Origin of the sequence: Streptomyces sp. MP131-18, assembly GCF_001984575.1 — a bacterium.
In the GTDB taxonomy this organism is placed as follows: Bacteria; Actinomycetota; Actinomycetes; order Streptomycetales; family Streptomycetaceae; genus Streptomyces; species Streptomyces johnsoniae.
In genome coordinates this window covers 4,157,665-4,179,345 of the sequence record NZ_LZNS01000001.1, presented here as the reverse complement: position 1 = coordinate 4,179,345, position 21,681 = coordinate 4,157,665, and the positions used below count along the sequence as shown (strand labels likewise).

Here is a 21,681-nt window from a genome sequence, read left to right as displayed (position 1 = left end):
CAGGTGCGCCGGGCCGTGGCTCAGGACTCCTCGCCGCGGCCGCGCGTGTGACGTGCGCTGTCGTGCGCGAGACCAGGAAGCCCAGGAAGCCCAAGCAAGACCAGGAAGAAGGACGCATCCTCATGACCGTCAGTGCCCCGGCCACGGCCGTTCCGCGGGCAGGCCGCCGAGAGTGGGCAGGGCTGGCCGTGCTCGGCCTGCCCACTCTTCTGCTGTCCCTCGACCTCAGCGTGCTGCACCTGGCGGCGCCCCACCTCAGCGCCGATCTCGGGCCGAGCACCAGCCAGTTGCTGTGGATACTCGACATCTACGGCTTCATGATCGCCGGCTTCCTGGTGACCATGGGCACGCTCGGTGACCGGATCGGGCGCAGGCGGCTGCTGCTCATAGGCGCCACGGCGTTCGGCGCCGCTTCCGTCCTCGCCGCCTACGCGACGAGTCCGGCGATGCTCATTGCCGCCCGGGCCGTGCTCGGTGTCGCCGGGGCGACGCTGATGCCCTCCACCCTGGCCCTCATCCGGAACATGTTTCAGGACGCACGGCAGCGGGCCACCGCCGTTGGTGTGTGGATGACCTGCTTCCTGGCCGGCAGCGCGCTGGGACCTGTGCTCGGCGGCGTGCTGCTGGAGTGGTTCTGGTGGGGTTCGGTCTTCCTGGCCGGTGTGCCGGTGATGGTGATACTCCTGATCTCCGCACCGCTGCTGCTGCCCGAGTACCGGGACCCGGAGGCCGGGCGGCTGGACCTGTTCAGTGTTCTGCTGTCCATGGGCGCGATGATGCCGGTGATATACGGCCTCAAGAAGTTGGCGGAGGACGGCGTGCGAGCCGGTCACCTGCTGGCCGTGGCCGCCGGCCTGCTGGTGGGGCTGCTCTTCGTCCGCAGGCAGCGCCGTCTCGCCGCGCCGTTCCTCGACCTCCGTCTCTTCCGCAACCCGGTCTTCGGCGGCACGCTCGCCTTCACGTCGCTGACCGTGTTCGCGTCGGGCGGCATGCTCATGTTCCTCGTCCAGTACCTCCAGATGGTGGAGGACAAGTCGCCGCTGGAGGCCGGTATATGGATGCTGCCGGCGACCGCGGTGATGATCGTGGCCACGCTCCTCGTCCCGGCGATGGCCCGCCGAACGGCTCCGGTCCGGCTGGTGGCCGGTGGGATGGCGGTGGCCGCGCTCGGCTACCTGCTGGCGACCCGCACCGGCGGGGATCATGTGGCGGTGATCGTGGTCACCGGCCTGGCGTTCGCCTACCTCGGTGCCGCACCGATGATGGTGCTCGGCACGGACATGATTCTGAGTTCGGCGCCGCAGGAGAAGGCGGGCTCGGCCTCCTCACTCTCGGAGACCAGCGGTGAGTTGGGGATGGCGATGGGCATAGCCGTCCTCGGCAGCGTGGGCACCGCCGTGTACCGCCGTGAGATCGACAACGGGCTGCCCGACGGTCTGTCGGCCGACTCGGCGGACGCGGCCGCGGATTCGCTGCCGACCGCCCTGTCGGTGGCGGGACAACTGCCGGACGGGGCGGGCGCCCTGGTGTCGGAAGCGGCACGCGCGGCGTTCACCAGTGGAGTCACCACGGTGGCCTGGGTGTCGGCCGGGCTGATGGCCGTGCTGTCCCTCACCGCCTGGGTCCTGCTGCGGCGGCTCGGCGTGGGAACGGAGGCGCGCACGGAGGATGCATGACATGTGCCGGATGCATACGCCGATTGACTTCGCTTCTGGGAGGTTACTGACCTTGCCCCCCGGGCAGGGACGAAGGTATGGGCTGGACGCACGACTACCGTGACGTGGCACGTGATCGAAGCGGCAATGGAGCCGCCACCCGGGCGCAGGGCGCCGTGCGGCGGCTCCAGGGCGGCCCCTTGGAGGATTCACATATCGGTTTCCCGGATATTCTGCGCCGCCGAGCGCGCTGGGTGGGTGCGCGATTGCGGCACCCGCGAGGGTGAAGTCCGGCCCGCGCGGTCGGGCCGGGGCTCATCTCGTTCACATGGCACAAGTCTGGCTGTCGACCCGTTCGTCCGCGGCACGGCCGCGCGTGACCGTTTCGCGCACCTCGTCCGCGGTGAGCGCATAGCCGGTGCGGTCGTCGTCGAGTGACTTGGCGAAGACCACGCCGAAGACCTCGCCGTCGGGTGTGAGCAGCGGGCCGCCGGAGTTGCCCGGCCGGACCGTGGCGTAGAGCGAGTACACGTCACGGCTGACCTCGCCGCGCCGGTAGATGTCGGGCCCGTCCGCCTGGAAGCGCTCGCGCACGCGGGCCGCGCCCGAGTCGAACGGGCCGCTCTCGGGGAAGCCGGCAATGATCGCGTCATCACCGGTGATGGCGTCCCCCTCGCTGAACTCCAGCGGCGGGGCGGGCAGGTCAGGCACGTCGAGCACGGCGATGTCTCGCTCCCAGTCGTAGAGCACGACGCTCGCGGTGTAGAGCCGGCCCTGCCCGCCGATCTGCACGGTGGGTTCGATGACGCCGCCCACGACGTGGGCGTTGGTCATCACCCTGCCCTCGGAGAAGGCGAAACCGGTGCCCTCCAGGATCTTGCCGCAGCCGGCGGCGGTGCCGACGACCTTAACGATGGACCGTTTCGCCTCGGTCACAGCCGGGCTGTCGGCCAGTTTCGGGTCCGGGCGCGGCACGTCCGTGATCGGCTCCGCCGTAAACGGGGAGAAGACCTGCGGGAAGCCGTGCTGCGCCAGGACCGAGCTGAAGCCGGTGAACCAGGTGTTGGCGCTGTCCGGCACCACCTGGGAAACGCCCAGCAGCACCCGCGAGTTACGGACCTCGCGGCCGACCGTGCCCAAGGTGGTCATCGCCAGCGCCGATCCGAGCAGCCAGGCGACCAGCAGCATCGCCAGCACGTTCACCAAGGCGCCGCCGGTCGCGTCCAGGGCCCGGGCCGGCGACCAGGTGATGCGGCGGCGCAGCCGGTTCCCGAGGACGGTGGTGAGCGCCTGCCCGACAGAGGCACACAGGATGACGACCACCACCGCGGCGATCACTCCGGCCTGCCCCGGCTCCGCATCGTCACTCAGCTCGCGCCACGCCACCGGGAGCCCGTACACGGCGAGCAGCCCGCCGCTGATGAAGCCCGTGACGGACAGGACACCGACGACGAAGCCCTGCCGGTACCCGACGAGGGCGAACCACACGGCGGCGAGCAGCAGCAGGACGTCGAGCGCGTTCATGCCCGCTACGGTCTCACGCCCCGTGGTCGAGTGATATCTCCCGGTCGCGGTCCCAGGGCTGCTCCCAGCCCGCGAAGTGCAGCACGCGGTCGATGACACCGGCCGTGAAGCCCCACACCAGTGTTCCCGCGACCTCGAAGCACGGCCCGCGGTATCCGCTGGGGTGCACGGCCGTGCCGCGGTGCCGCCGGTCGGTCAGCTCGGACACCGGCACGGTGAACACCCGCGCGGTCTCCCCCGGGTCCATCGGCGCGACCGGCGACGGCTGCCGCCACCACGCCAGCACCGGTGAGACGACGAATCCGCTGACCGGAATGTACAACCGCGGCAGCGTCGCGAAGACCTGCACGCCCGCCGGGTCGAGCCCGGTCTCCTCCTCGGCCTCCCGCAACGCGGCGAACAGCGGCCCGTCGCCCTCCGGATCGCCGTCCTCCGGGTCCAGCGAGCCGCCGGGAAACGAGGGCTGCCCGGCGTGCTCGCGCAGGCTCGTGGCCCGTTCGAGCAGGAGCAACTCGGGCCCTTTCGCCCCCTCGCCGAACAATACGAGCACCGCCGAGGGCCGTCCCCCCGCCGCCGGGGGCAGGAACGTGCTGAGCTGGCCCGCGGTGATCGTGAGCGCCGCGTCCGCCAGCGGCCGCAGCCACCGCGGCAGCCCGCCGGGGCCGGACCGGCCGAGGTCGGCGGCTCCTCGGGGTCGGGTCATGCCGCACCCAGCGGCGGGGCCGGCTTGCCCGGGAAGTCGGCCGGCGGCTTCAGCCGCTGGCCGGGATGGCCGCCCATCTCGTACTTCAGCAGCTTCCCGGCCTTCTCCGGGTCGGTCTCGCCCTCCCCGTAGGACGGGCACAAATGCGCGATGGGGCAGGCACCGCACGCAGGCTTACGGCTGTGGCAGATGCGGCGCCCGTGAAAGATCACGCGGTGCGACAGCATCGTCCAGTCCTTCTTGGGAAAGATCTCGGCGACCTCGGCCTCGATCTTTTCCGGGTCCTTCTGCTCCGTCCACCGCCAGCGCCGCACCAGCCGCTGGAAGTGGGTGTCGACGGTGATGCCCGGCTTGCCGAACGCGTTGCCCAGAACGACGTGCGCCGTTTTGCGCCCCACGCCGGGCAGGGACACGAGGTCATCGAGCCGTCCCGGCACCTCGCCGCCGAACCGGTCGCGCAGCGCGGCGGAGAGCCCGAGCAGCGCCCGCGTCTTGCTCCGGAAGAACCCGGTGGGCCGGATCATCTCCTCCAGCACCGCCGGCTCGGCCGCCGCCATGTCCTCCGGCGTCGGGTAGGCGGCGAAGAGGGCGGGGGTGGTCTGGTTCACCCGGAGGTCGGTTGTCTGGGCGGACAGGACGGTGGCCACCAGCAGCTCGAACGGATTCTCGAAGTCCAGCTCGGGGTGGGCGTAGTAGTACACCTCGCCGAGCTCGCGGTTGATCTTGCGGGCCCGGCGCACCATCGCGAGCCGGCTCTCCGGCTTCCCGCCCGCCGCACCACTGCCGGCACCGGCACCGGCACCGGCACCGGCACGCGCAACGCCACCGGCCCGCGCCGCGCTCACCCGCCCGGCCGCGCCGCGTTCGCTCTCAGCGGAATCCTGGGTAGCGCTCACCCGTCCGGCCCTCTCATTCGCACGTGCCGCGCGCGCCCTGCCTCCCGCGCGCCATCGGGTCGTTGACCACCCGGCCAGCCTAAACGGCGCCACCGACATTCGCCCGGCGCATGGCGCAATCGCTTACCGAACGGGCCCCTGGCGTGGGCCCCGCTGTCCTGGTACGTCAAACTTGTGACTGATAGCACTGCCGAGGCGTCCGGCATCATGAGGGTCGCCCCGGCCGCCCGGCCGGTCACCGACCCCGGCCGACAACCGCCACCGGCCGGCAACCGCTCCGGCCGACAAGGAGAGGAACTCGTGGACGACGTTCTCCGGCGCGCCCCACTGTTCGCCGCGCTCGACGACGAGCAGGCCGCCGAGCTGCGCGCTTCCATGGCCGAGGTCACGCTTGCCCGCGGCGACACCCTCTTCCACGAGGGAGATCCGGGCGACCGGCTCTATGTCGTCACCGACGGCAAGGTCAAACTGCACCGCACGTCCCCCGACGGCCGGGAGAACATGCTGGCCGTTCTCGGTCCCGGCGAGCTGATCGGGGAGCTGTCCCTGTTCGACCCGGGCCCGCGCACCGCGACCGCCACCGCCGTCACCGAGGTGAGGCTGCTCGGGCTCGGCCACAGCGATCTCCAGCCCTGGCTCAGCGCCCGCCCCGAGGTCGCCGCCGCGCTGCTGCGCGCCGTGGCCCGCCGACTGCGCCGGACCAACGACCAGATGTCCGACCTGGTCTTTTCCGACGTTCCCGGCCGCGTGGCCCGCGCCCTGCTCGACCTCTCGCGCCGCTTCGGCGTGCAGTCCGACGAGGGCATCCACGTCGTACACGACCTCACCCAGGAGGAGCTGGCCCAGCTCGTCGGCGCCTCCCGCGAGACGGTCAACAAGGCGCTCGCCGACTTCGCCGCCCGCGGCTGGCTGCGGCTGGAGGCGCGCGCGGTCATCCTCCTCGACATCGAACGGCTGGCCCGCCGTTCCCGCTGAACGAGCGCACGGCCCGACCGGCGAAAAGCGCCGACAATCGAACGGGTGAGCGACTACATCAGGCCACGTTCCTGCACATAGTCCAGCTGTGCCCGCACGGACAGCTCGGCCGCCGGCCACACCGCGCGGTTCACGTCCGCGTACACGTGGGCCACGATCTCGGCCGGCGTGCGGTAGCCGTTCTCCAGCGCCGTCTCGATCTGCGCCAGCCGGCTCGCGCGGTGCACCAGGTAGTAGTCCAGCGCGCTCTGCGCGTCGCGCAGTACCGGCCCGTGCCCCGGCAGCACGGTGTGGACGCCGTCGTCCACGGTCAGCGACCGCAGCCTGCGCAACGAGTCGAGGTAGTCGCCGAGCCGCCCGTCCGGGTGCGCCACCATGGTGGTCCCCCGGCCGAGCACCGTGTCCCCGGTGAGCACCGCCGCGTCGGCCACCAGCTGGAACGACAACGAGTCGGAGGTGTGGCCGGGGGTCGGCACCACGCGCATGTCGAGACCGCCCGTGGTGATCACGTCCCCGGCCGCCAGCCCTTCGTCGCCGAGCCGCAGCCGCGGGTCGAGTGCGCGCACCGGCGACCTCGTCAGCTCCGCGAAGCGGGCGGCGCCGTCGGCGTGGTCCGGGTGCCCGTGTGTCAGCAGGGTCAGGGCGACCCGCCGGCCGGAACGTTCCACCGCGTCGATCACGCGCCGCAGGTGCCCCTCGTGCTCGGGGCCCGGGTCGACGACGACGGCGGTGGTGGCGCCCGGCTCGGCGAGTATCCAGGTGTTCGTGCCGTCCAGGGTCATCGGTGACGGATTCGGGGCGAGCACGCAGGCGGCGCGTTCGGTCACGGCCCCTTCGCGCACGCGCGGTTCGGGAGCTCCCGGCTCCTCGCCTGCCGACCCGGCGCCGGCGCGCAATGCGGGCGCATCGTTCATATCGTCCGCTCCCTCTTGTCGACCGCCGTCACGCGCTTTTCGAACTCCTCATACCCCGGCCAGCTCAACACCACCTCGCGCCCCTCGACACGCGCCTGCGCCATGATCGGCGCGACGTCACGGTCGCGCGCCGCGGCGAGCGCTTCCGCGACCGTCGGGAACGGGGCGAGCTCGCGCAGCGTCGTGATCGTCGGCGGCATCATGAGGAGTTCGCCGCGCTCGTACGCCGCCACCGCGTCCCCGGGCCGCAACCACAGGGTGCGGTCGGCCTCGGTCGAGGCGTTCCGCGTGCGCTGTCCGGCCGGGAGGGCGGCCACGAAGAAGTGCGTGTCGTACCGCCTCGCCTCGAACTCGGGGGTGATCCACCGCGCCCAGCGGCCCAGCAGGTCCGTGCGTACGACGAGGCCGCGGCGGTTCAGGAAGTCGGCGAACGGCAGCCGTCCGCCGGCCAGCGCGGCCCGGTCCTCCTCCCAGTCCGCGCCGGTGACATCCGCCACGAGGCCGCCGGGCGGCGGGCCGGCCAGCAGCACCCCCGCCTCCTCGAACGTCTCCCGCACCGCTGCCGCGACCACGGCGCCGTCCGCGTTCCCTTCCCCGCCCTCTTCCTCGTTGTCCGGCCCGTCCCGCGGGTCGACCGATCCGCCGGGGTACGCGTACGCCCCCGCCGCGAACGCCATCGATGCGCGCCGGCGCAGCAGGAAGACTTCGACCGCCCCCTCCGCGCCGTCACGCAACAACATGACAGTGGCGGCCCGGCGCGGCGGAACGGGCGTCAACTCGCCGCGGGCGAGTGCGCGGATGCGGTCAGGCCACTCCGGCGGGTACCACTGGCCTCCGGTTGCTCCCATGCCGGGATGCTACGGCCCGCCGCCCCGCTGCGACACAGGCCCTCCCCCGGGCGCACCGGCGCCGCGCCGCCCCCGTTCGCCACAGCCGTCACCGCAGTCGTCAAGCCGTCACCGCAGCCGGCGGCGAGGCGGCCGTTCGGCTCGCGCGCGCGGCCGGGCACGCCCCGGCCGGTCCGGCGGAACGGCGCCCGCGCCGAGCGCACGCCGGGCCGCCGCGGCGGCACCGAGCAGCACCGCCGCCGCCAGGGCCGCGAAACGGGCGTACGAGGCGAGTCCCGTGAGGGACGCCTTACCGGCCACGCCGGCCGGGGCGGCGGCGCGGGTGGCAGCCCCGGTGACGGCCCCGGCGGCGGGGGCGCCGAGCCGTGAACGGCCGCCCGCCGGCTCCTGCTCCGGCACGCCCTCGGGCCGTTCGCCGGCCAGCGCGTCGGCGAGCACCTCGGCCAGGTGCCGCGGCTCGCGCCCGAGGCCTGCCTGCTCGATCTGGGTGCGGCAGCTGAAGCCGTCGGCGAGGATCAGCGTGTCCTCGTCGGCGGCCCGGACCGCGGGCAGCAGGCCCGCTTCGGCGCATGCCATGGACACCTCGTAGTGGCCCCGGGTGAAGCCGAAGTCCCCGGCGAGGCCGCAGCATCCGGCGTCGAGCACGTCGGCTTGGACCCCGGCGCGTTCCAGCAGCGCGCGGTCGGCGTCGAAGCCCATGACGGCGTACTGGTGGCAGTGCCGCTGCACGACGGCCCGCGCGTCGACCGCGGGCGGCTGCCAGTCGGCGGCGCGTTCGGCGAGCAGTTCCGCCAGCGTGCGCGTCTGCTCGCGCAGCCGCCGCAGGTCGGGACCGTCCGGGTCGTCGGAACCGCTAGGACCATCGGAACCGCTAGGGCCGTCGGAGCCGTCGGGACTGTCGGAGCCGTCGGAGCCGTCGGAGCCGTCGGGACCGTCGGAGCCGGGTGGGAAGAGCTCCGTCGCGTCGAGGCGGAACACCGCGGTGCAACTGGGTTCGAGGCCGACGACGGGGATGCCGCGGCGGAGGTCGTCGCGCAGGACCGCGACGGTGTGCCGCAGTACGCGCCTGGCCATGTCGAGTTGGCCGGTGGAGATCCAGGTGAGCCCGCAGCACACCGCGCGTTCGGGGACTTTGACGCGGAAACCGGCCGCTTCGAGCACCGCGACGGCGGCGCGGCCCGCGGCCGGGTGGAAGTGTTCGGTGAACGTGTCGGGCCACAGCAGCACTTCGCCGCGTTCGCCGGTGCCCTGGGGGCCGCCCCGTTCGCGCCACCAGGCGGTGAAGCGCTGCGGGGCGAACGCGGGCAGTTCGCGTTCCCGCGCGATGCCCCCGGCGTTCTTGGCGGCGCGCGACAGCACGGGCATGCGCATGAGCGCGTTGACGGCGCGCGGAGCGAGGGCCGCGCCCCTGGCAATCAACGGGAGCCAGCCCATGGCGTAATGAGCGCGGGGGCGCAGGCGCCCCTTGTAGTGGTGGTGCAGGAACTCGGCCTTGTAGGTGGCCATGTCGACATTCGCGGGGCAGTCGGTCCGGCAGCCCTTGCAGGCCAGGCACAGATCAAGTGCGTCGTGCACCTCGGCGGAGCGCCAGCCCTCGTCGACGGGCGAGTCGTTCCTGATCATCTCGAACAGCAGCCGGGCCCGGCCGCGCGTGGAGTGCTCCTCGTCGCGCGTCGCCCGGTAGCTGGGGCACATCACGCCGCCCGTCAGCGAACGGCACTTCCCGACGCCGACGCAACGCGCCGCCGCCCGGCTGAACGCCCCGTCGTCCTGCGGATAGGCGAACATCGTCGCCGGCTCCCACGGCGCGTAGCCGGCGCCGAGCCGCAGGTTGTCGTCCAGCCGGTGGGGGTCGACGAGCTTGCCGGGGTTCATGCGGTGCCGCGGGTCGAACGCCGCCTTCACCTCCCTGAACGCCCCGACAAGTTCAGGACCGAACATCCGCACGAGCAGCTCGCCGCGCGACTGCCCGTCCCCGTGCTCGCCGGACAGCGAGCCGCCGTACCGCAGCACGAGCCCCGCGGCGCGCTCCACGAACTCCCGCATGCGCGCGACGCCTTCCGCCGTGGTCAGGTCGAACGGAATGCGCGTGTGGACGCAGCCGTGCCCGAAGTGGCCGTAGACGGAGGGCCGGTCGTAGCCGAACTCCTCGAAGAGCGCTGCCAGTTCCCGCAGGTACGCACCGAGTGCCGCGGGCGGCACCGCGCTGTCCTCCCACCCGGTCCAGGTTTCCGGTTTGCCCGGCATGTGGGTTGATGCCCCGAGCCCGGACTCACGCACCCGCCACAGCTGCTCCCGGTGCCGCGGATCGCCATACCAGGTGTGCCCGACATCCGCTGGTTTCGCCCCGATCAGCGCGCGGGCCTTCGCCGCGGCCTCCTCACGGCTGTCACCGGCGAACTCGACCAGCAGGAACGCCCTGCCCGCCGGCAGGGCGTCCAGCGCGTCGGCGTTGAGGTGCTTGTGCCGTTCGGACGTGATCAGCTGGGCGTCCATTCCTTCGAGCGCATGCGGTTCGTGTTCGAGAATGGCCTGCATCTGATCGGCCGCCGTCGCGATGTCCGGGTAGCCGAGCGCGACCAGGGTGCTGTGCCGCGGCACCGGCACCAGCGCCAGCTCGGCCCGCAGCACCGTGACCAGCGTGGACTCCGATCCGGTCAGCAGCCCGGCGACGTCGAAGCCGTGCTCGGGCAGCAGCGAGTCGAGGTTGTAGCCGGACACGCGCCGCGGGATGGCGGGGTAACGTTCCCGCACCAGGTCGCCGTACCGGTCGCGCAGCGCGATCAGCCGCCGGTACAGCTCCGCCTCCGGGCCCTCGCCCGCGGTCAGCCGCGCGAGTTCCGCCTCGGAGGTGCGCCCCACCCACAGCCGCAGCCCGTCGTAGGTCAGGACCTCAAGACGGCCGATGTTGTCCACCACCTTGCCGTACGCCTGCGCCGTCGAGCCGCAGGAGTTGTTGCCGATCATGCCGCCGAGCGTGCAGTTGGGGTGCGTCGCGGGCTTCGGCCCGTACTGGAGCCCGTGCGGCGCCAGTTGCCGGTTCAGCTCGTCCAGCACGATGCCTGGCTCGACGACGCACACCCGCCGGTCGGTGTCGACGGACAGCAGCCGGTTGCAGAACTTGCTCCAGTCCAGCACCACCGCCGCGTTGCAGCACTGTCCCGCCAGGCTCGTGCCGCCGCCGCGGGACAACAGCGGCGCATCGAACTCCCGGCACACCGCGACCGCCTCCGCCGCCGCCTCTGGCGTGCGCGGCAGCACCACGCCGATCGGCACCTGCCGGTAGTTGGAGGCGTCAGTGGAGTATGCGGCGCGGGCGCCGTCGTCGAACCTGACCTCCCCGTCCACCCGTTCGCGCAGCGCCCGTTCCAGCAACGCGCGCCCCTCCGCACCACTCTGCTCTGCGCCCCGCGCGCCGTTCCGCACGCCGTCCGTCTCCATGTGCGCCCCCGCCCTAGGAGCCGGTGTCGAGCAGGGTGTTCAGCTCCCCGGCCGGCAGCTCCGCGGTGTACACCCGGCTCCCCGGCTCGTGCTTGCGCCCGCCCTCCGCGAGACCGCCCGCGTCCACCGGGTCGAAGCCGATGGCGTCGACGAGGCCGCAGACCAGCGACTTGGCCTCCCCGTCGTCCCCCGACACCGGAATCGCGAGGCGCTCCGGATTTCCGCGGGGCAGCCCGCGCTCGCGCAGGTTGGCCGCGTAGATGGCGTTGAACGCTTTGACCAGCCGCGCGCCGGTGAACGCCTGGATCTTCTCGCTCGACGTGGTCGTCCCGTCGTCGAGCTCGGCGTCGTGGCCGTCGCGCTGCGGGTAGTAGTTGCAGGTGTCGATGACGACCTTCCCGCCGAGCGGCCCGGCCGGCAGCTCCCGGTACCTGCCGTACGGCACGCTCACGACGACCACGTCGCCGAACGCGGCGGCCTCCTCGGCCGTGCCCGCCCGCACCCCGTTCCCGATGTCGGCCACCAGGCCGGAAAGAGTCCGCGGCCCGCGGGAGTTGCTGATGACCACCTCGTGGCCGAGGCCGGAGAAGTGCCGGGCGAGCGTTCCGCCGATGTGCCCCGCCCCGATGCAGCCGATCTTCATGCGCGTTCCTTCCGTTCCCGCCGTTCCTTCCGTTGCTGCCGTTCCTTCCGTTCCTTTCCGGCCCTGCCGAGCTGCTGGATGCGGTCCTTGGCGAGCGTGGTGGCGATGGTCGTGCGGCGCGGCTGCCCCTTCGCGAACGCCTCGGCAAACTTCTTCGCCTGCTTGTACTGCACCTTCCCCGGCATCGGCGGCTCGTCCGGGTTGACGTCGACGTCGACGAGCGCGGGCCCGCGGTGCCGCAGTGCCTGCCGGAGCGCCTTAGGCACGTCCTTCCCACGCGTCACCTTGGCCCCGAACGCACCGCACGCCCGCGCCCAGGCCGCGAAATCCGCGACCGGCTCGCGGAACCGCACCCCGTGCTCCGGGTAACCCAGCACCATCTGCTCCCACAGAATCTGGCCCAGCGCATTGTTGTTGTTGATCACCACGGTGACCGGCAGTTTCGCCTGCACGGCGGTCAGGAAGTCCGCCATCAGCATCGAGAACCCGCCGTCCCCCACATACGCGATCACCTGTCTGCCAGGGAACGCGTGCTGCATCGCGATCGCGTACGGCAGCCCCGGTGCCATCGTCGCCAGGTTGCCCGACAGGTAGAACTCCCGGTCGCGCCGAATCGTCCAGTGCCGTGCCGCCCAGGTGGCGATCGTTCCGCTGTCACACGTCAGAATCGCGTCGTCGGCCGCCAGGTCGTCCAGCACGCCGACCACGTACTGCGGCGCGACCGGGCTGCGTTTCTGTTCCTCGAGGGCTGCCATGTCCCGGCGCCAACGAGCCATCTGCTTCTGGTACTTCGCCAGGTGCCTGCGGTCCCGTTTGCGGTCGAGCAGCGGCAGCAGCGCCGCCAGGCCCTCCTTCGCGTCACCGATCACCGGCACCTCGGTCGGCATCCGGGCCCCGGCGCGCGCCGCATCCGCCTCGATCTGCACGGTGCGCACCCGGCCGGGATCGGGCAGGTGATCGGTGTACGGGAAGTTCGAGCCGATCATGAACAACGTGTCGCAGTCGTCGATCAGTTCCTCCCCAGGCCGGGTGCCCAGCAGCCCGATCCCGCCCACCGCGAACGGCGAGTCGTCGGGGATGACGGCCTTCCCCGGCAGCGTCTTGATCACCGGCGCACCCAGCGTGTCCGCAACGGCGAGCACCTCGTCCCGCGCGTGCAGCGCCCCGGCCCCGGCCAGCAGCGCCACCCGCCGGCCCGCGTTCAGCACCTCCGCCGCGGCCAGCAGATCCGCCTCCCGCGGCACGCCCGGCGGCGCCAGGTACACCGGCGCGGTCACCGGCGGCCTGGCCGGTGCGACCCGCTGCCACGGATCGGCGTCCGCGTCGGCCACCTGAATGTCGTTCGGCAGCGACAGATGCGCCACCCCGCGGCGCGCCAGCGCCGTCCGCACCGCGATATCGACGATGCCGGGCAGTTGCGCGGGATTGTCGATCACCAGGTTGTACTCGGCCACGTCCGCGTACAGGTGCTCGACGTGCACCTCCTGCTGATAGCCGGTGCCCAGCACGGACGTCTCCTGCGTGCCGGTGATCGCGAGCACGGGAACGTGGTCCATCTTCGCGTCGTACAGCCCGTTCAGCAGGTGGATCGCCCCCGGCCCGGACGTGGCCAGGCACACCCCGAGCCGCCCGGTCGCCTTCGCGTACCCGGTCGCCATGAACGCGGCGGCCTCCTCGTGCCGCACGAGGAAGAACCGCACCCGCCCCTGGTGCCGCCGCAGCCCTTCCATGAGTCCGTTCACCCCGTCCCCGGGCAGTCCGAACACGGTGTCGACCCCCCAGTCGACCAGTCGTTCCACCAGTACCTCGGCAGCAATACGTCCCATATGCCCACCCAACGCACCCCACCGCACCCCCGCAACACCTGCTGGGCCGACCGGCTTGCGCCCCCCGGCGCCGCGGGCCGCCGCCCCCCGGCGCGCGGCGGCTCCCGGCGGCTCCCGGCGGCGCGCGGCGCGCGGTCAGCCGATCCTGGCGCCGTACACGTGGTCGACCGCCAGCGTGAGGAGCACCCTGCGGTCCGACACCATCACCTGCCGGTACTCCTCCCAGTCCGGGTGCTCCCCGGCGGCGGCGCGGTAGTAGTCCACCAGCGCCTCGACCGCCGGACCGCGCGGGTCCGTCCCCGGGCCGGTCAGGGCCACCGTGCCCTCCGCCGTGGCCCACGCCATGCCGTCGGCGCTCGTCACCTCCAGGGCGGCCCGCGGGTCGCGGCGCAGATTCGCCGTCTTGGCGAGCCCCTCCCTCGTCGAAATGTGGATGACATTCGCCGCCCGGTCGTAGAACGGCTGAACGGGGGACAGCTGCGGACGGCCGTCCGACTTGATCGTCGCCAGGACACCGAGCCGGCTTTCCGCGAGCAGCGCATGCGGACTGAAAGTTGTGGCGTTCATCGTGATCACTTCCTGGGAACGCGGTGTGGCGTGTGACGTCATGACAGAATCATCAACCTTCACACCGGCATGAAGGTCAAGGAGAAACGGGCATGCTGATCGGGGAACTCAGCCGGCAGACCGGAGTCCACACCCACCAACTGCGTTACTACGAGACGCAGGGCCTCCTTGAGCCCGGCCGCGGCGCCAACGGCTACCGCGAGTACACCGACGACGCCGTCGTGACCGTGTCCCAGATCAGGAAGCTGCTCCACGCCGGCCTCTCGACCCAGGACATCGGCTTCCTGCTCCCCTGCGCCACCGGCGCGGTCCCCGACCTCGAACCCTGCCCCGAACTCCTCGACGCCCTCCGCGCCCGCCTGCGGGACCTCGACGACCACATCGACACGCTGACCCGTTCCCGCAAGGCCCTGCACGACTACATCGACGCCACCGAACACCGCATGCCGGACAACCCCCGCACCCACGCCTGCGACTCGCCCGCGCCGGCCACGCCGTCCACGCCGTCCGCGCCCCGGCGCACGCGCCGCCGCTGAACCGAGCGTTCACACGCCGCAGAAAGCCTCGTTCAGAAGCGCGTCAACGGCGTCGTCGGGGTCGCCCCGGAAGTCGGGCGTGAGCGCGACCGCGACCTGCCTGCGCCCATCCTCCGTGGCGAACGACCAGGACTGGTACGCCAGGGCATCGCCGTCGTTGCCGTACACACGGACCCCGCACGAGGTGTCCTGCCAAGCCAGCCCCAACCCGTACTCCCGGTCCTCGACACCCGGTGTCATCATCTCGTCGAGCAGCTGCCCCGGCAGGAGGCGCCCGCCGAGCAGCGCCGCCATGAACCGGTTGAGATCACTTGCCGTGGAGATCATCTCGCCACCTGCGCCCAGCACCGACGGATTCATCTCCGTGTAGTCGACGAGACGTTCCTCACCGTCCTGCCGTATCGGCACGTAACCGCGCGCATGCGGCCCGGGCATGAGCGGCGACGCCCCCGGCAGCGAGGTGTCGCGCAACCGCAACGGCCGGATGACCCGGCGTTCGATCTCCTCGCCGTACGACCGCCCGGTCACCTCCTCGATGATCTGACCGAGCAGGAGGTAGCCGGTGTTCGAGTACGCGTAGTCCGAACCCGGCGGTTCGAACGACGGCGGGTTGGCCACCGCGCGCTGAACCAGCTCGGCCGCGGTCCAGGTCCGCCACCGGTGGTCCAGGAACTCCGGCTCCGGCGGCATCGGCAGCGTGGGCTTGTAGTCGTACAACCCGCTGGTGTGGTTCAGCAGTTGCCGCACGGTGATGCGGTGACCATCCGGAACGACTCCGGGCAGCCACGCTTCGACCGAGTCGTCCAGCCGCAGCCGCCCTTCCCCGACGAGCTGCAGAGCGACTGTGGCGACGAACGTCTTCGAGATACTGCCCACCCGGAACTGCCCGCGAGCCGGCACCTCCCGTGCCGTGTCCAGTTCGGCGACCCCACTGGTCCCGCGCCACACGCCACGTTCGTCACGCACCTCCACCAGCGCGCCCACCGCACCGGCGGCCACGACATCGTCCAGCCGTTCCTGCACGCCGGCTTCCCCCCGCGAGGCAAAAGCAGTGGCCGCCCCCGCAACCACCGCCAACGCCGCCGTCGCAGCCACCAGCACCCGATGCATGCGCACCATCCCGACCTCCCGGTGAAGGACCCGTTTGCAGAGAGCTTGCTGGAGAAGCCGGACAGCCACGATGGGGCTCATCGCCATATCCACCCGGGGGTTACCCCCACCGCACCGAAACGAAAGCGACGCACCGAACGCACACGACCAAATAAGTAGGTGAGACCCGACCTGCTGTCTCTCTGCCGCAGCGGCGGAATGCGAACCCACAACCTCTCCGTCCCGAACTCCGGGCGGGGCGGCCGATGAGGTCTCCCACCCTGGCCAGCACAACGAGGGCGGCGGGGACGCTGGGAGTCACGCATGGCCGCTGCGGTTTCTGTACTCGGCTGCTGTACCGGCATGGCCGCATCCTGGAAGATGTACGGATGTCGGAAGCCATCTGGATCAAGCTGATAGACACCGTTCCCAGTGCGCTCTGGGTGGCTTTCGCGGCCACTATGTACTTCACATTACGAGGAACGATCGTTGGGCGGATGGTACCTCGTATGACAGCGTTTCGGGCGATGGGTATTGAGGTCGAGCTTGCCAGCGAGCTGCTGGATCGAGCTTCTGCCGGAAACGACACCGCTGTCTCCGCGACCGATAGACGTACAGCTCTGGGCAGGCTGGAGCATGCGGCCGAGTTTCTTCGGGGCGGTACGTTGCTTTGGGTCGATGATCATCCGGAGGGTAACGCCCCGCTCGTCGAACTCTTCCGTACCGTCGGTATGACCGTCGATGTTGTCTTGTCGACGGAAGATGCTGTCCCCCGCATCCCTCGTAGGCCATACGACGTCATCATCAGTGACCTGGACCGGGACGGCGATCCGCAAGCGGGCATCAAGATGCTGCGCGAGTTGGAGCGGTATCACATAGCCGTTCCGGTGCTGATTTACACAAGGAGGTTCGATCCCACGAAAGGGGTCGACCGGCGGATCTTCGCTGCCACTACAGCCCCTGTTGACCTGGTTCACTACGTCATTGACCTCATGGAGAGGGCCCGCCTGGGCTCGCTCTGACCGCGTCGATGGAGTGGGTTTGGCTGGTGTCCTGCCTGGGCTGGGATCGGGCATGGTCAGGGGTCCTACGCTGGTCCAGCAGATCGGGCGGGGCGGAGCCCGCCTGACGGAAGAAGCCCGAGCCCTGGGCGGTGGAGGAGCCTGCCGCCTCCTGGAACGGGCCGAGGCGGAACGGGATTATCTCCACGCCGCCTACGTCCTGGTGCTCGTCCTCGGCCTGCGGAAGGGGGAAGTGCTGGGGCACACCTAGTCGGACGTGGACATCGACGCGGGGGAGCTGCGCGTGCGGCATCAGCTTCAGCGGGCCCGGCGTCAACTGATCCATTCGGACGTCGCCAAGACCGAGGCATCGGAAGCCGTGCTGCCCCTGCCGGATATCTGCACCGCCGCCCTCCGGGCCCGGCAGAAGGACCGAGCGGCGGCGCGGGAAACGGCCAAAGAGGTCTCGTCGGGCTCGGACATGGTCTTCACCACCCGGTACGGCACACCGATCGATCCGAGGAACTTCAACCGTGAGTCCGTCCGCCGCTGCGAGCGGGCCGGCGTCCGCGTGATCCGCGTGCACGACACCCGGCACACCTGCGGGTCACTCCTGGCCGCGATGGACGTGCACCCCGCGCATCGCCATGCAGATCCTGCGGCACTCCGAGACCGCGGTCACCATGGAGGTCCACACTCACGTGCCGCAAGGCACTCGGCGGGAAGGGTCAGCGCGAGTCGTAGCGGTTGCTGTACTTCGCTGCTGTACACAACGACAGAGGGGACATACTCACGTGAGTATGTCCCCTCTGACCTCTGTCGGGGTGGCGGGATTTGAACCCACGGCCTCTTCGTCCCGAACGAAGCGCGCTGCCAAGCTGCGCCACACCCCGGTGCAGCGACGACTACTCTAGCCGACCGGGTCGCGTACGGGAAATCAGGTTTCGCGGGGGGTCAGCGTCAGCAGGGTGGCCTCCGGGGGGCAGGCGAAGCGGACGGGGGTGTAGCGGTTGGTGCCGCAGCCTGCCGAGACGTGGAGGTAGGAGGTGTGGGTGGGGGTTTCGTGGGTGGAGAGGCCCTTGACGCGGGCCGGCTCGATGTCGCAGTTGGTGACCAGTGCGCCGTAGAACGGGATGCACAGTTGGCCTCCGTGGGTGTGGCCGGCCAGGATCAGGGGGTAGCCGTCGGCGGTGAACGCGTCGAGGACCCGCAGGTAGGGGGCGTGGACCACGGCGAGGGCGAGGTCGGCGCCTGGCTCGGGGCCGCCGGCGACCTCGTCGTAGCGGTCGCGGCGGATGTGCGGGTCGTCGAGGCCGGTGAGGGCGATGTCCGCGCCGGCCGCCTTCAGGCGCCCGCGGGTGTTGGTGAGGTTGACCCAGCCGGCGTCGTCGAACGCGTCGCGCAGCTCCCACCACGGGTTCCTGGGAACGTTGCGCGCGGGTGCGTTGCCGTTGAGGCCGTGGCGGCCGGTTGCGCGTTCCGCGAGGTAGCGGGCCGGGTTGCGCGGGCGGGGGGCGTAGTAGTCGTTCGAGCCGAAGACGTACGCGCCGGGGAACTCCATGAGCGGGCCGAGGGCGTCCAGGGCTTCTGGGGCCGCCTCGGGGTCGGAGAGGTTGTCGCCGGTGTTGATCACGAAGTCGGGGCGCAGCCCGGCGAGGGAGTGCAGCCAGCGCTGCTTCTTCCGCTGTCCCGACACCATGTGGATGTCGGAGACGTGCAGGACGCGCAGCGGGCGACCGCCCGGCGGGAGGACCGGGACGGTGACCCGGCGCAGGCGGAAGGACCTCACTTCGAATCCGGCGGCGTAGGCGACCGCGGCGGCGGACAGGGCGGTCGCGGTGAGGGCGGTGTTGAGCGGAATGCGGTAGCGGGCGCGCATGGGGCCATCGTTTCAGATGAACGGTGGCGCACAATGGGGGGCATGACCACGTTCAAGTCCCGCCTGCGGGACGACCTGACGGCATCGATCAAGGAGCGCGACGAGCTGCGTTCCGCCACTCTGCGGATGGCGCTGGCCGCCGTTACCACGGAGGAGGTCGCGGGTGACACGGCCCGCGAGCTGTCCGATGCCGAGGTGCAGAAGGTGATCGCGCGGGAGGCGAAGAAGCGGCGCGAGGCGGCGGAGGCGTTCGACAAGGGCGGCAGGCCCGCCCAGGCGGAACGGGAGCGGGCCGAGGGCGAGATCCTGGCCGGCTATCTGCCGAAGCAGCTGTCGGACGAGGAGTTGGGCGAGCTGGTGGCCGCGGCGGTCGCCGAGGCGCGGGCGGGCGGTGCGGAGGGCCCGCGGGCGATGGGTGCCGTCATGAAGATCGTGAACCCGAGGGTCGCCGGGCGGGCCGAGGGCGGCCGGGTGGCCGCCGCGGTCAAGAAGGCCCTGGCGGGCTGACCGGGCGGCCCCTGCGGCCGCCGCGCCTCAGTCGCCGCGGCCGCCCCCGCCGTCCGGGTTGAAGATGTCCGGCGGGAATCCCGGCAGGTCGATGTCGGGGCGCCCGCCGCCTCCGTTGTCCCCGTCGTTGTCGCCACCCCCACCACCGTTGCCGCCGTTGCCGTTGCCACCACCGCCGTTGCCGCCGTTACCGCCGCCGTCACCGGGGCGGTTGTCGCCGGGCCGGTCGTCGTCCTCGCGGTCGTCGTCGTCATCGTCCCCCCGGGGCACCTCGACCGGCGCGAACGTGGAGGGCGGCACGTCGGCGAGCGCGCCGGTCATGGCCTGGCGCCAGATGGGGCCGGCGACGCTGGCGCCGCCCGCCTGCTCGTAGAACTGGCCGGCGATGTTGATGTCGACCATGGCCTGGTTCTCGTTCTCGTTGCCGACGTGCACGGCCGTCGCGACCTCGGGGGTGTGGCCCGCGAACCACACGTCGCGCCGGTCGTTCGTCGTGCCGGTCTTGCCCGCGACCTGCCGTCCGGGGATGGCGACGGAACTGCCCGTGCCGTTGTCGACAACATTCCGCAGCATGGCGTTGATGAGGTCGGCGTTCCGCTCGGAGATGGCGCGCTCGCACTCGGGCTCGGGAACGGGCAGCTCCTCGCCCTCCGCGTCCGTCACCGCCGTGATGGCGGACGGGGCGCAGTACATGCCGCGGGCGGCGAACGTGGCGTAGACGTTGGCGATCTGGAGCGGCGCGATGGTCTCGCTGCCGAGGGTGAGAGACGGTACGGCGGCCAGCGGCTCGTTGTCGCCGCGCTCGACACCCATTTCGGCGGCCGTCTGCATCGTCTCGCAGAGCCCGGCCTCGCGCTCCAGCTCGACGAAGTAGGTGTTGACCGAGTCGGCGAGGGCCTCGGTCATGTCCCAGGTGCCCTCCATGTCGTCCCGCTCGTTGCCCAGCTCGTAGTTGGGCTCGGCCTCGTCGGTGAGCGGCTGGCCGTCGCAGTTCCTGAAGTCGGCCTTGGGAACGGTCAGCTCATTGTCCGTCGTGAACTCGCGGGCCGGTGAGATGCCGCCTTCGAGGGCCGCCGCCGCGGTGATGGGCTTGAAGGTGGAGCCGGGCTGGAAGCCGTAGTTGGAGCCGCCCATCTCCTGCGAGACGTTGAGATTGATGGTGGTCTGGTGCTGCTCCGGGTCGTTGCCGTAGGGGCGGCTCTGCGCCATCGACAGGATGTGCCCGGTGCCGGGCTCGACGGCCACGACGGTGGCGGAGACGGAGTCGTCGGCGAACGCGCCCTCGCGCGCCGCCCCCGCGGCGGCTTCCTGCGCCTGCGGGTCGAGGGAGGTCTGGATGGTGAGGCCGCCGAGCGCCCACAGGGCTTCGCGATCCTCGCGGGTCTCGCCGAAGACCGGGTTGGCCAGGAACTCGTGCTTCACGTAGTCGCAGAAGAACCCGGCGTCGTTGACGGCGGTGATGCAGCCGTTGCGCGGCTGGCTCACATTGAGGCCGAGGTCCAGGGCCATGGCCTCGTCGGCCTCGGCCTGGGTGATGTCACCGGTGACGACCATGCTCTGGAGAACGGTGTTGCGCCGCTGGAGGGCGGCCTGGTCGTCGTTCACCGGGTCGTACTGGCTGGGCGACTGCACGAGGCCGGCGAGCAGGGCGGCTTCGTGGAGGGCCAGGTCGGCGGCGGGCTTGGAGAAGTAGCGCTGGGCCGCGGCCTCGGCGCCGTACGCCTGCTGCCCGAAATACGTAATGTTGAGGTAGTTTTCGAGGATTTGGTCCTTGGTCAGCTCCTGTTCGAGCTGAATCGCGTACTTCATCTCCCGGATCTTGCGCCCGAGGCCCGCGGCGCCGCTCTGGATGGTGGCCTCGGCCACGGCCTCCGGATCGTCGCCCGCGGCCTCGACGAACACGTTTTTCACGTACTGCTGGGTCAGGGTCGAGGCGCCCTGCTCGACCCCGCCGGACTCCACGTTGGTCGTGAGCGCGCGCATGATGCCGCGCAGGTCGACCGCGCCGTGCTCGTAGAAGCGGGCGTCCTCGATGGCGATGAGCGCCTGCGGCAGGTACTCCGACATCTCGTCGAGCTCGATCACCGTGCGGTTCCTGGAGTAGACGTCCGCGATGCGGTTGCCCTCGGCGTCCAGGATCGTCGTCTTCTGGCTGAGCGGGGGGCGCTCCATCATGGCCGGGATCTCGTCGAACCCCTCCATCGTGCCCCTGGCCGCGAGGCCGAACGCCCCCACGGCGGGCAGGGCGAGGCCCGCGAGCACCGCCCCCGACAGCACGCTGACCCCGAGGAACTTGGCTACCTGTTGAGTCGCGCTCAGCCCGCCACCCGGACGCTTCCTACTCATGGCAGCAAGCCTACGTTCTCAAAAGCCGGACAGGGGTCCATCTGTTCGCCTAAGCTACTCACAGTTCACAGAAACGGCCAGCCGTCAAGCGCCCGATCACCCATTGGGGTGAGGCGAGGAGAGGTTGTGCCTCTCCTCGGCGCAGGTGTTTACCAGCCGGACCCTTGTCTCACTCGTGCGGGTGAAGCCCACAGCCCATAGTCCGAACGGGCCATTCAAGAATGGACCCCCTGGGGGTGTTGTGCCGTGCTCGCGTTCCGTAACGTCCTGGACTGGCAAGGGTGAATATGCCACTTGCCGCCGTGGGGGAGCCTCGATTCGGGAGAGGACG

19 protein-coding genes and 1 tRNA gene are annotated in these 21,681 nt (G+C 71.1%); 7 read left to right on the top strand and 13 right to left on the bottom strand.

What is annotated here, in order from left to right; all coding sequences use genetic code 11:
- The first annotated feature begins 122 nt into the window (after nucleotides 1–122).
- Nucleotides 123–1,676, top strand: coding sequence for an MFS transporter (locus STBA_RS18780; protein ID WP_077060353.1), 1,554 nt, complete (start codon nucleotides 123–125; stop codon nucleotides 1,674–1,676).
- Nucleotides 1,677–1,753: 77 nt separating this feature from the next.
- Nucleotides 1,754–1,942 carry a hypothetical protein gene (locus STBA_RS38875; RefSeq protein ID WP_077060352.1) on the top strand — a complete coding sequence of 63 codons (189 nt, stop codon included), beginning with the start codon at nucleotides 1,754–1,756 and terminating at the stop codon, nucleotides 1,940–1,942.
- A gap of 37 nt (nucleotides 1,943–1,979) precedes the next feature.
- Here STBA_RS38875 and STBA_RS18770 read toward each other — a convergent pair whose 3' ends face one another.
- Genes STBA_RS18770 through nth form a run of 3 tightly spaced genes read right to left on the bottom strand, consistent with a single transcriptional unit; the run spans nucleotide 1,980 to nucleotide 4,778 of the window.
- The gene (locus tag STBA_RS18770; RefSeq protein WP_077060351.1) at nucleotides 1,980–3,179 is read right to left on the bottom strand and encodes a MarP family serine protease; all 1,200 of its coding nucleotides are present in this window, start codon (nucleotides 3,177–3,179) and stop codon (nucleotides 1,980–1,982) included.
- Between the two features lie 13 nt (nucleotides 3,180–3,192).
- Nucleotides 3,193–3,882, bottom strand: a complete 690-nt coding sequence (locus STBA_RS18765) for a CoA pyrophosphatase (protein WP_077060350.1) — start codon at nucleotides 3,880–3,882, stop codon at nucleotides 3,193–3,195.
- Nucleotides 3,879–4,778, bottom strand: coding sequence for an endonuclease III (gene nth, locus STBA_RS18760; protein WP_077060349.1), 900 nt, complete (start codon nucleotides 4,776–4,778; stop codon nucleotides 3,879–3,881). Before nth ends, STBA_RS18765 begins: the two co-directional genes overlap by 4 nt.
- A 300-nt stretch (nucleotides 4,779–5,078) precedes the next feature.
- Between nth and STBA_RS18755 the strand changes: the two genes are divergently transcribed.
- Entirely contained in the window at nucleotides 5,079–5,753 is a 675-nt protein-coding gene (locus tag STBA_RS18755) for a Crp/Fnr family transcriptional regulator (protein WP_077060348.1), read from the top strand.
- A 53-nt stretch (nucleotides 5,754–5,806) separates the two neighbouring features.
- Here the strand turns inward: STBA_RS18755 and STBA_RS18750 are convergent, their stop codons facing one another.
- From STBA_RS18750 to STBA_RS18725, 6 genes are all read right to left on the bottom strand, one after another.
- Nucleotides 5,807–6,667 carry an MBL fold metallo-hydrolase gene (locus tag STBA_RS18750; RefSeq protein ID WP_079252016.1) on the bottom strand — a complete coding sequence of 287 codons (861 nt, stop codon included), beginning with the start codon at nucleotides 6,665–6,667 and terminating at the stop codon, nucleotides 5,807–5,809.
- Complete coding sequence (locus STBA_RS18745) at nucleotides 6,664–7,515, bottom strand: NUDIX domain-containing protein (protein ID WP_077060346.1); 852 nt, start codon at nucleotides 7,513–7,515, stop codon at nucleotides 6,664–6,666. The genes STBA_RS18750 and STBA_RS18745 overlap by 4 nt, the downstream gene beginning before the upstream one ends.
- A 108-nt stretch (nucleotides 7,516–7,623) precedes the next feature.
- Entirely contained in the window at nucleotides 7,624–10,956 is a 3,333-nt protein-coding gene (locus tag STBA_RS18740) for an FAD-binding and (Fe-S)-binding domain-containing protein (RefSeq protein WP_079252015.1), read from the bottom strand.
- Between the two features lie 13 nt (nucleotides 10,957–10,969).
- Nucleotides 10,970–11,599 (bottom strand): NADPH-dependent F420 reductase, encoded by a 630-nt coding sequence (locus STBA_RS18735; protein WP_077060345.1) that lies wholly within the window; start codon nucleotides 11,597–11,599, stop codon nucleotides 10,970–10,972.
- Nucleotides 11,596–13,425 carry a thiamine pyrophosphate-dependent enzyme gene (locus tag STBA_RS18730; RefSeq protein WP_079252014.1) on the bottom strand — a complete coding sequence of 610 codons (1,830 nt, stop codon included), beginning with the start codon at nucleotides 13,423–13,425 and terminating at the stop codon, nucleotides 11,596–11,598. Before STBA_RS18730 ends, STBA_RS18735 begins: the two co-directional genes overlap by 4 nt.
- A 135-nt stretch (nucleotides 13,426–13,560) precedes the next feature.
- Entirely contained in the window at nucleotides 13,561–13,992 is a 432-nt protein-coding gene (locus tag STBA_RS18725; RefSeq protein ID WP_077063425.1) for a PPOX class F420-dependent oxidoreductase, read from the bottom strand.
- 92 nt (nucleotides 13,993–14,084) lie between these two features.
- On the opposite strand from STBA_RS18725, the gene STBA_RS18720 reads away from it, so the two are divergent.
- Nucleotides 14,085–14,528: a MerR family transcriptional regulator gene (locus tag STBA_RS18720; protein ID WP_077060344.1), complete on the top strand. Its 444-nt coding sequence runs from the start codon at nucleotides 14,085–14,087 to the stop codon at nucleotides 14,526–14,528.
- Between the two features lie 9 nt (nucleotides 14,529–14,537).
- On the opposite strand, the gene STBA_RS18715 is transcribed toward STBA_RS18720, so the two are convergent.
- Nucleotides 14,538–15,719 carry a serine hydrolase domain-containing protein gene (locus tag STBA_RS18715; protein ID WP_253194822.1) on the bottom strand — a complete coding sequence of 394 codons (1,182 nt, stop codon included), beginning with the start codon at nucleotides 15,717–15,719 and terminating at the stop codon, nucleotides 14,538–14,540.
- A 287-nt stretch (nucleotides 15,720–16,006) separates the two neighbouring features.
- Between STBA_RS18715 and STBA_RS18710 the strand changes: the two genes are divergently transcribed.
- Together STBA_RS18710 and STBA_RS38355 are read left to right on the top strand one after the other, a co-directional pair.
- The gene (locus STBA_RS18710) at nucleotides 16,007–16,639 is read left to right on the top strand and encodes a response regulator (protein WP_077060343.1); all 633 of its coding nucleotides are present in this window, start codon (nucleotides 16,007–16,009) and stop codon (nucleotides 16,637–16,639) included.
- A 52-nt stretch (nucleotides 16,640–16,691) separates the two neighbouring features.
- Nucleotides 16,692–16,889 (top strand): hypothetical protein, encoded by a 198-nt coding sequence (locus STBA_RS38355; RefSeq protein ID WP_216355939.1) that lies wholly within the window; start codon nucleotides 16,692–16,694, stop codon nucleotides 16,887–16,889.
- A gap of 548 nt (nucleotides 16,890–17,437) precedes the next feature.
- Here STBA_RS38355 and STBA_RS18695 read toward each other — a convergent pair.
- Nucleotides 17,438–17,511: transfer RNA gene (locus STBA_RS18695), tRNA-Pro, on the bottom strand.
- Between the two features lie 44 nt (nucleotides 17,512–17,555).
- A complete protein-coding gene (locus STBA_RS18690; protein WP_077060340.1) occupies nucleotides 17,556–18,497 on the bottom strand; it encodes a metallophosphoesterase in 942 nt (313 codons plus the stop codon).
- A 42-nt stretch (nucleotides 18,498–18,539) separates the two neighbouring features.
- Here STBA_RS18690 and STBA_RS18685 point away from each other — a divergent pair, with 42 nt between their 5' ends.
- Complete coding sequence (locus tag STBA_RS18685) at nucleotides 18,540–19,004, top strand: GatB/YqeY domain-containing protein (RefSeq protein WP_077063423.1); 465 nt, start codon at nucleotides 18,540–18,542, stop codon at nucleotides 19,002–19,004.
- A gap of 27 nt (nucleotides 19,005–19,031) precedes the next feature.
- On the opposite strand, the gene STBA_RS18680 is transcribed toward STBA_RS18685, so the two are convergent.
- Entirely contained in the window at nucleotides 19,032–21,350 is a 2,319-nt protein-coding gene (locus STBA_RS18680; RefSeq protein ID WP_079252012.1) for a transglycosylase domain-containing protein, read from the bottom strand.
- Nucleotides 21,351–21,681: the final 331 nt, after the last annotated feature.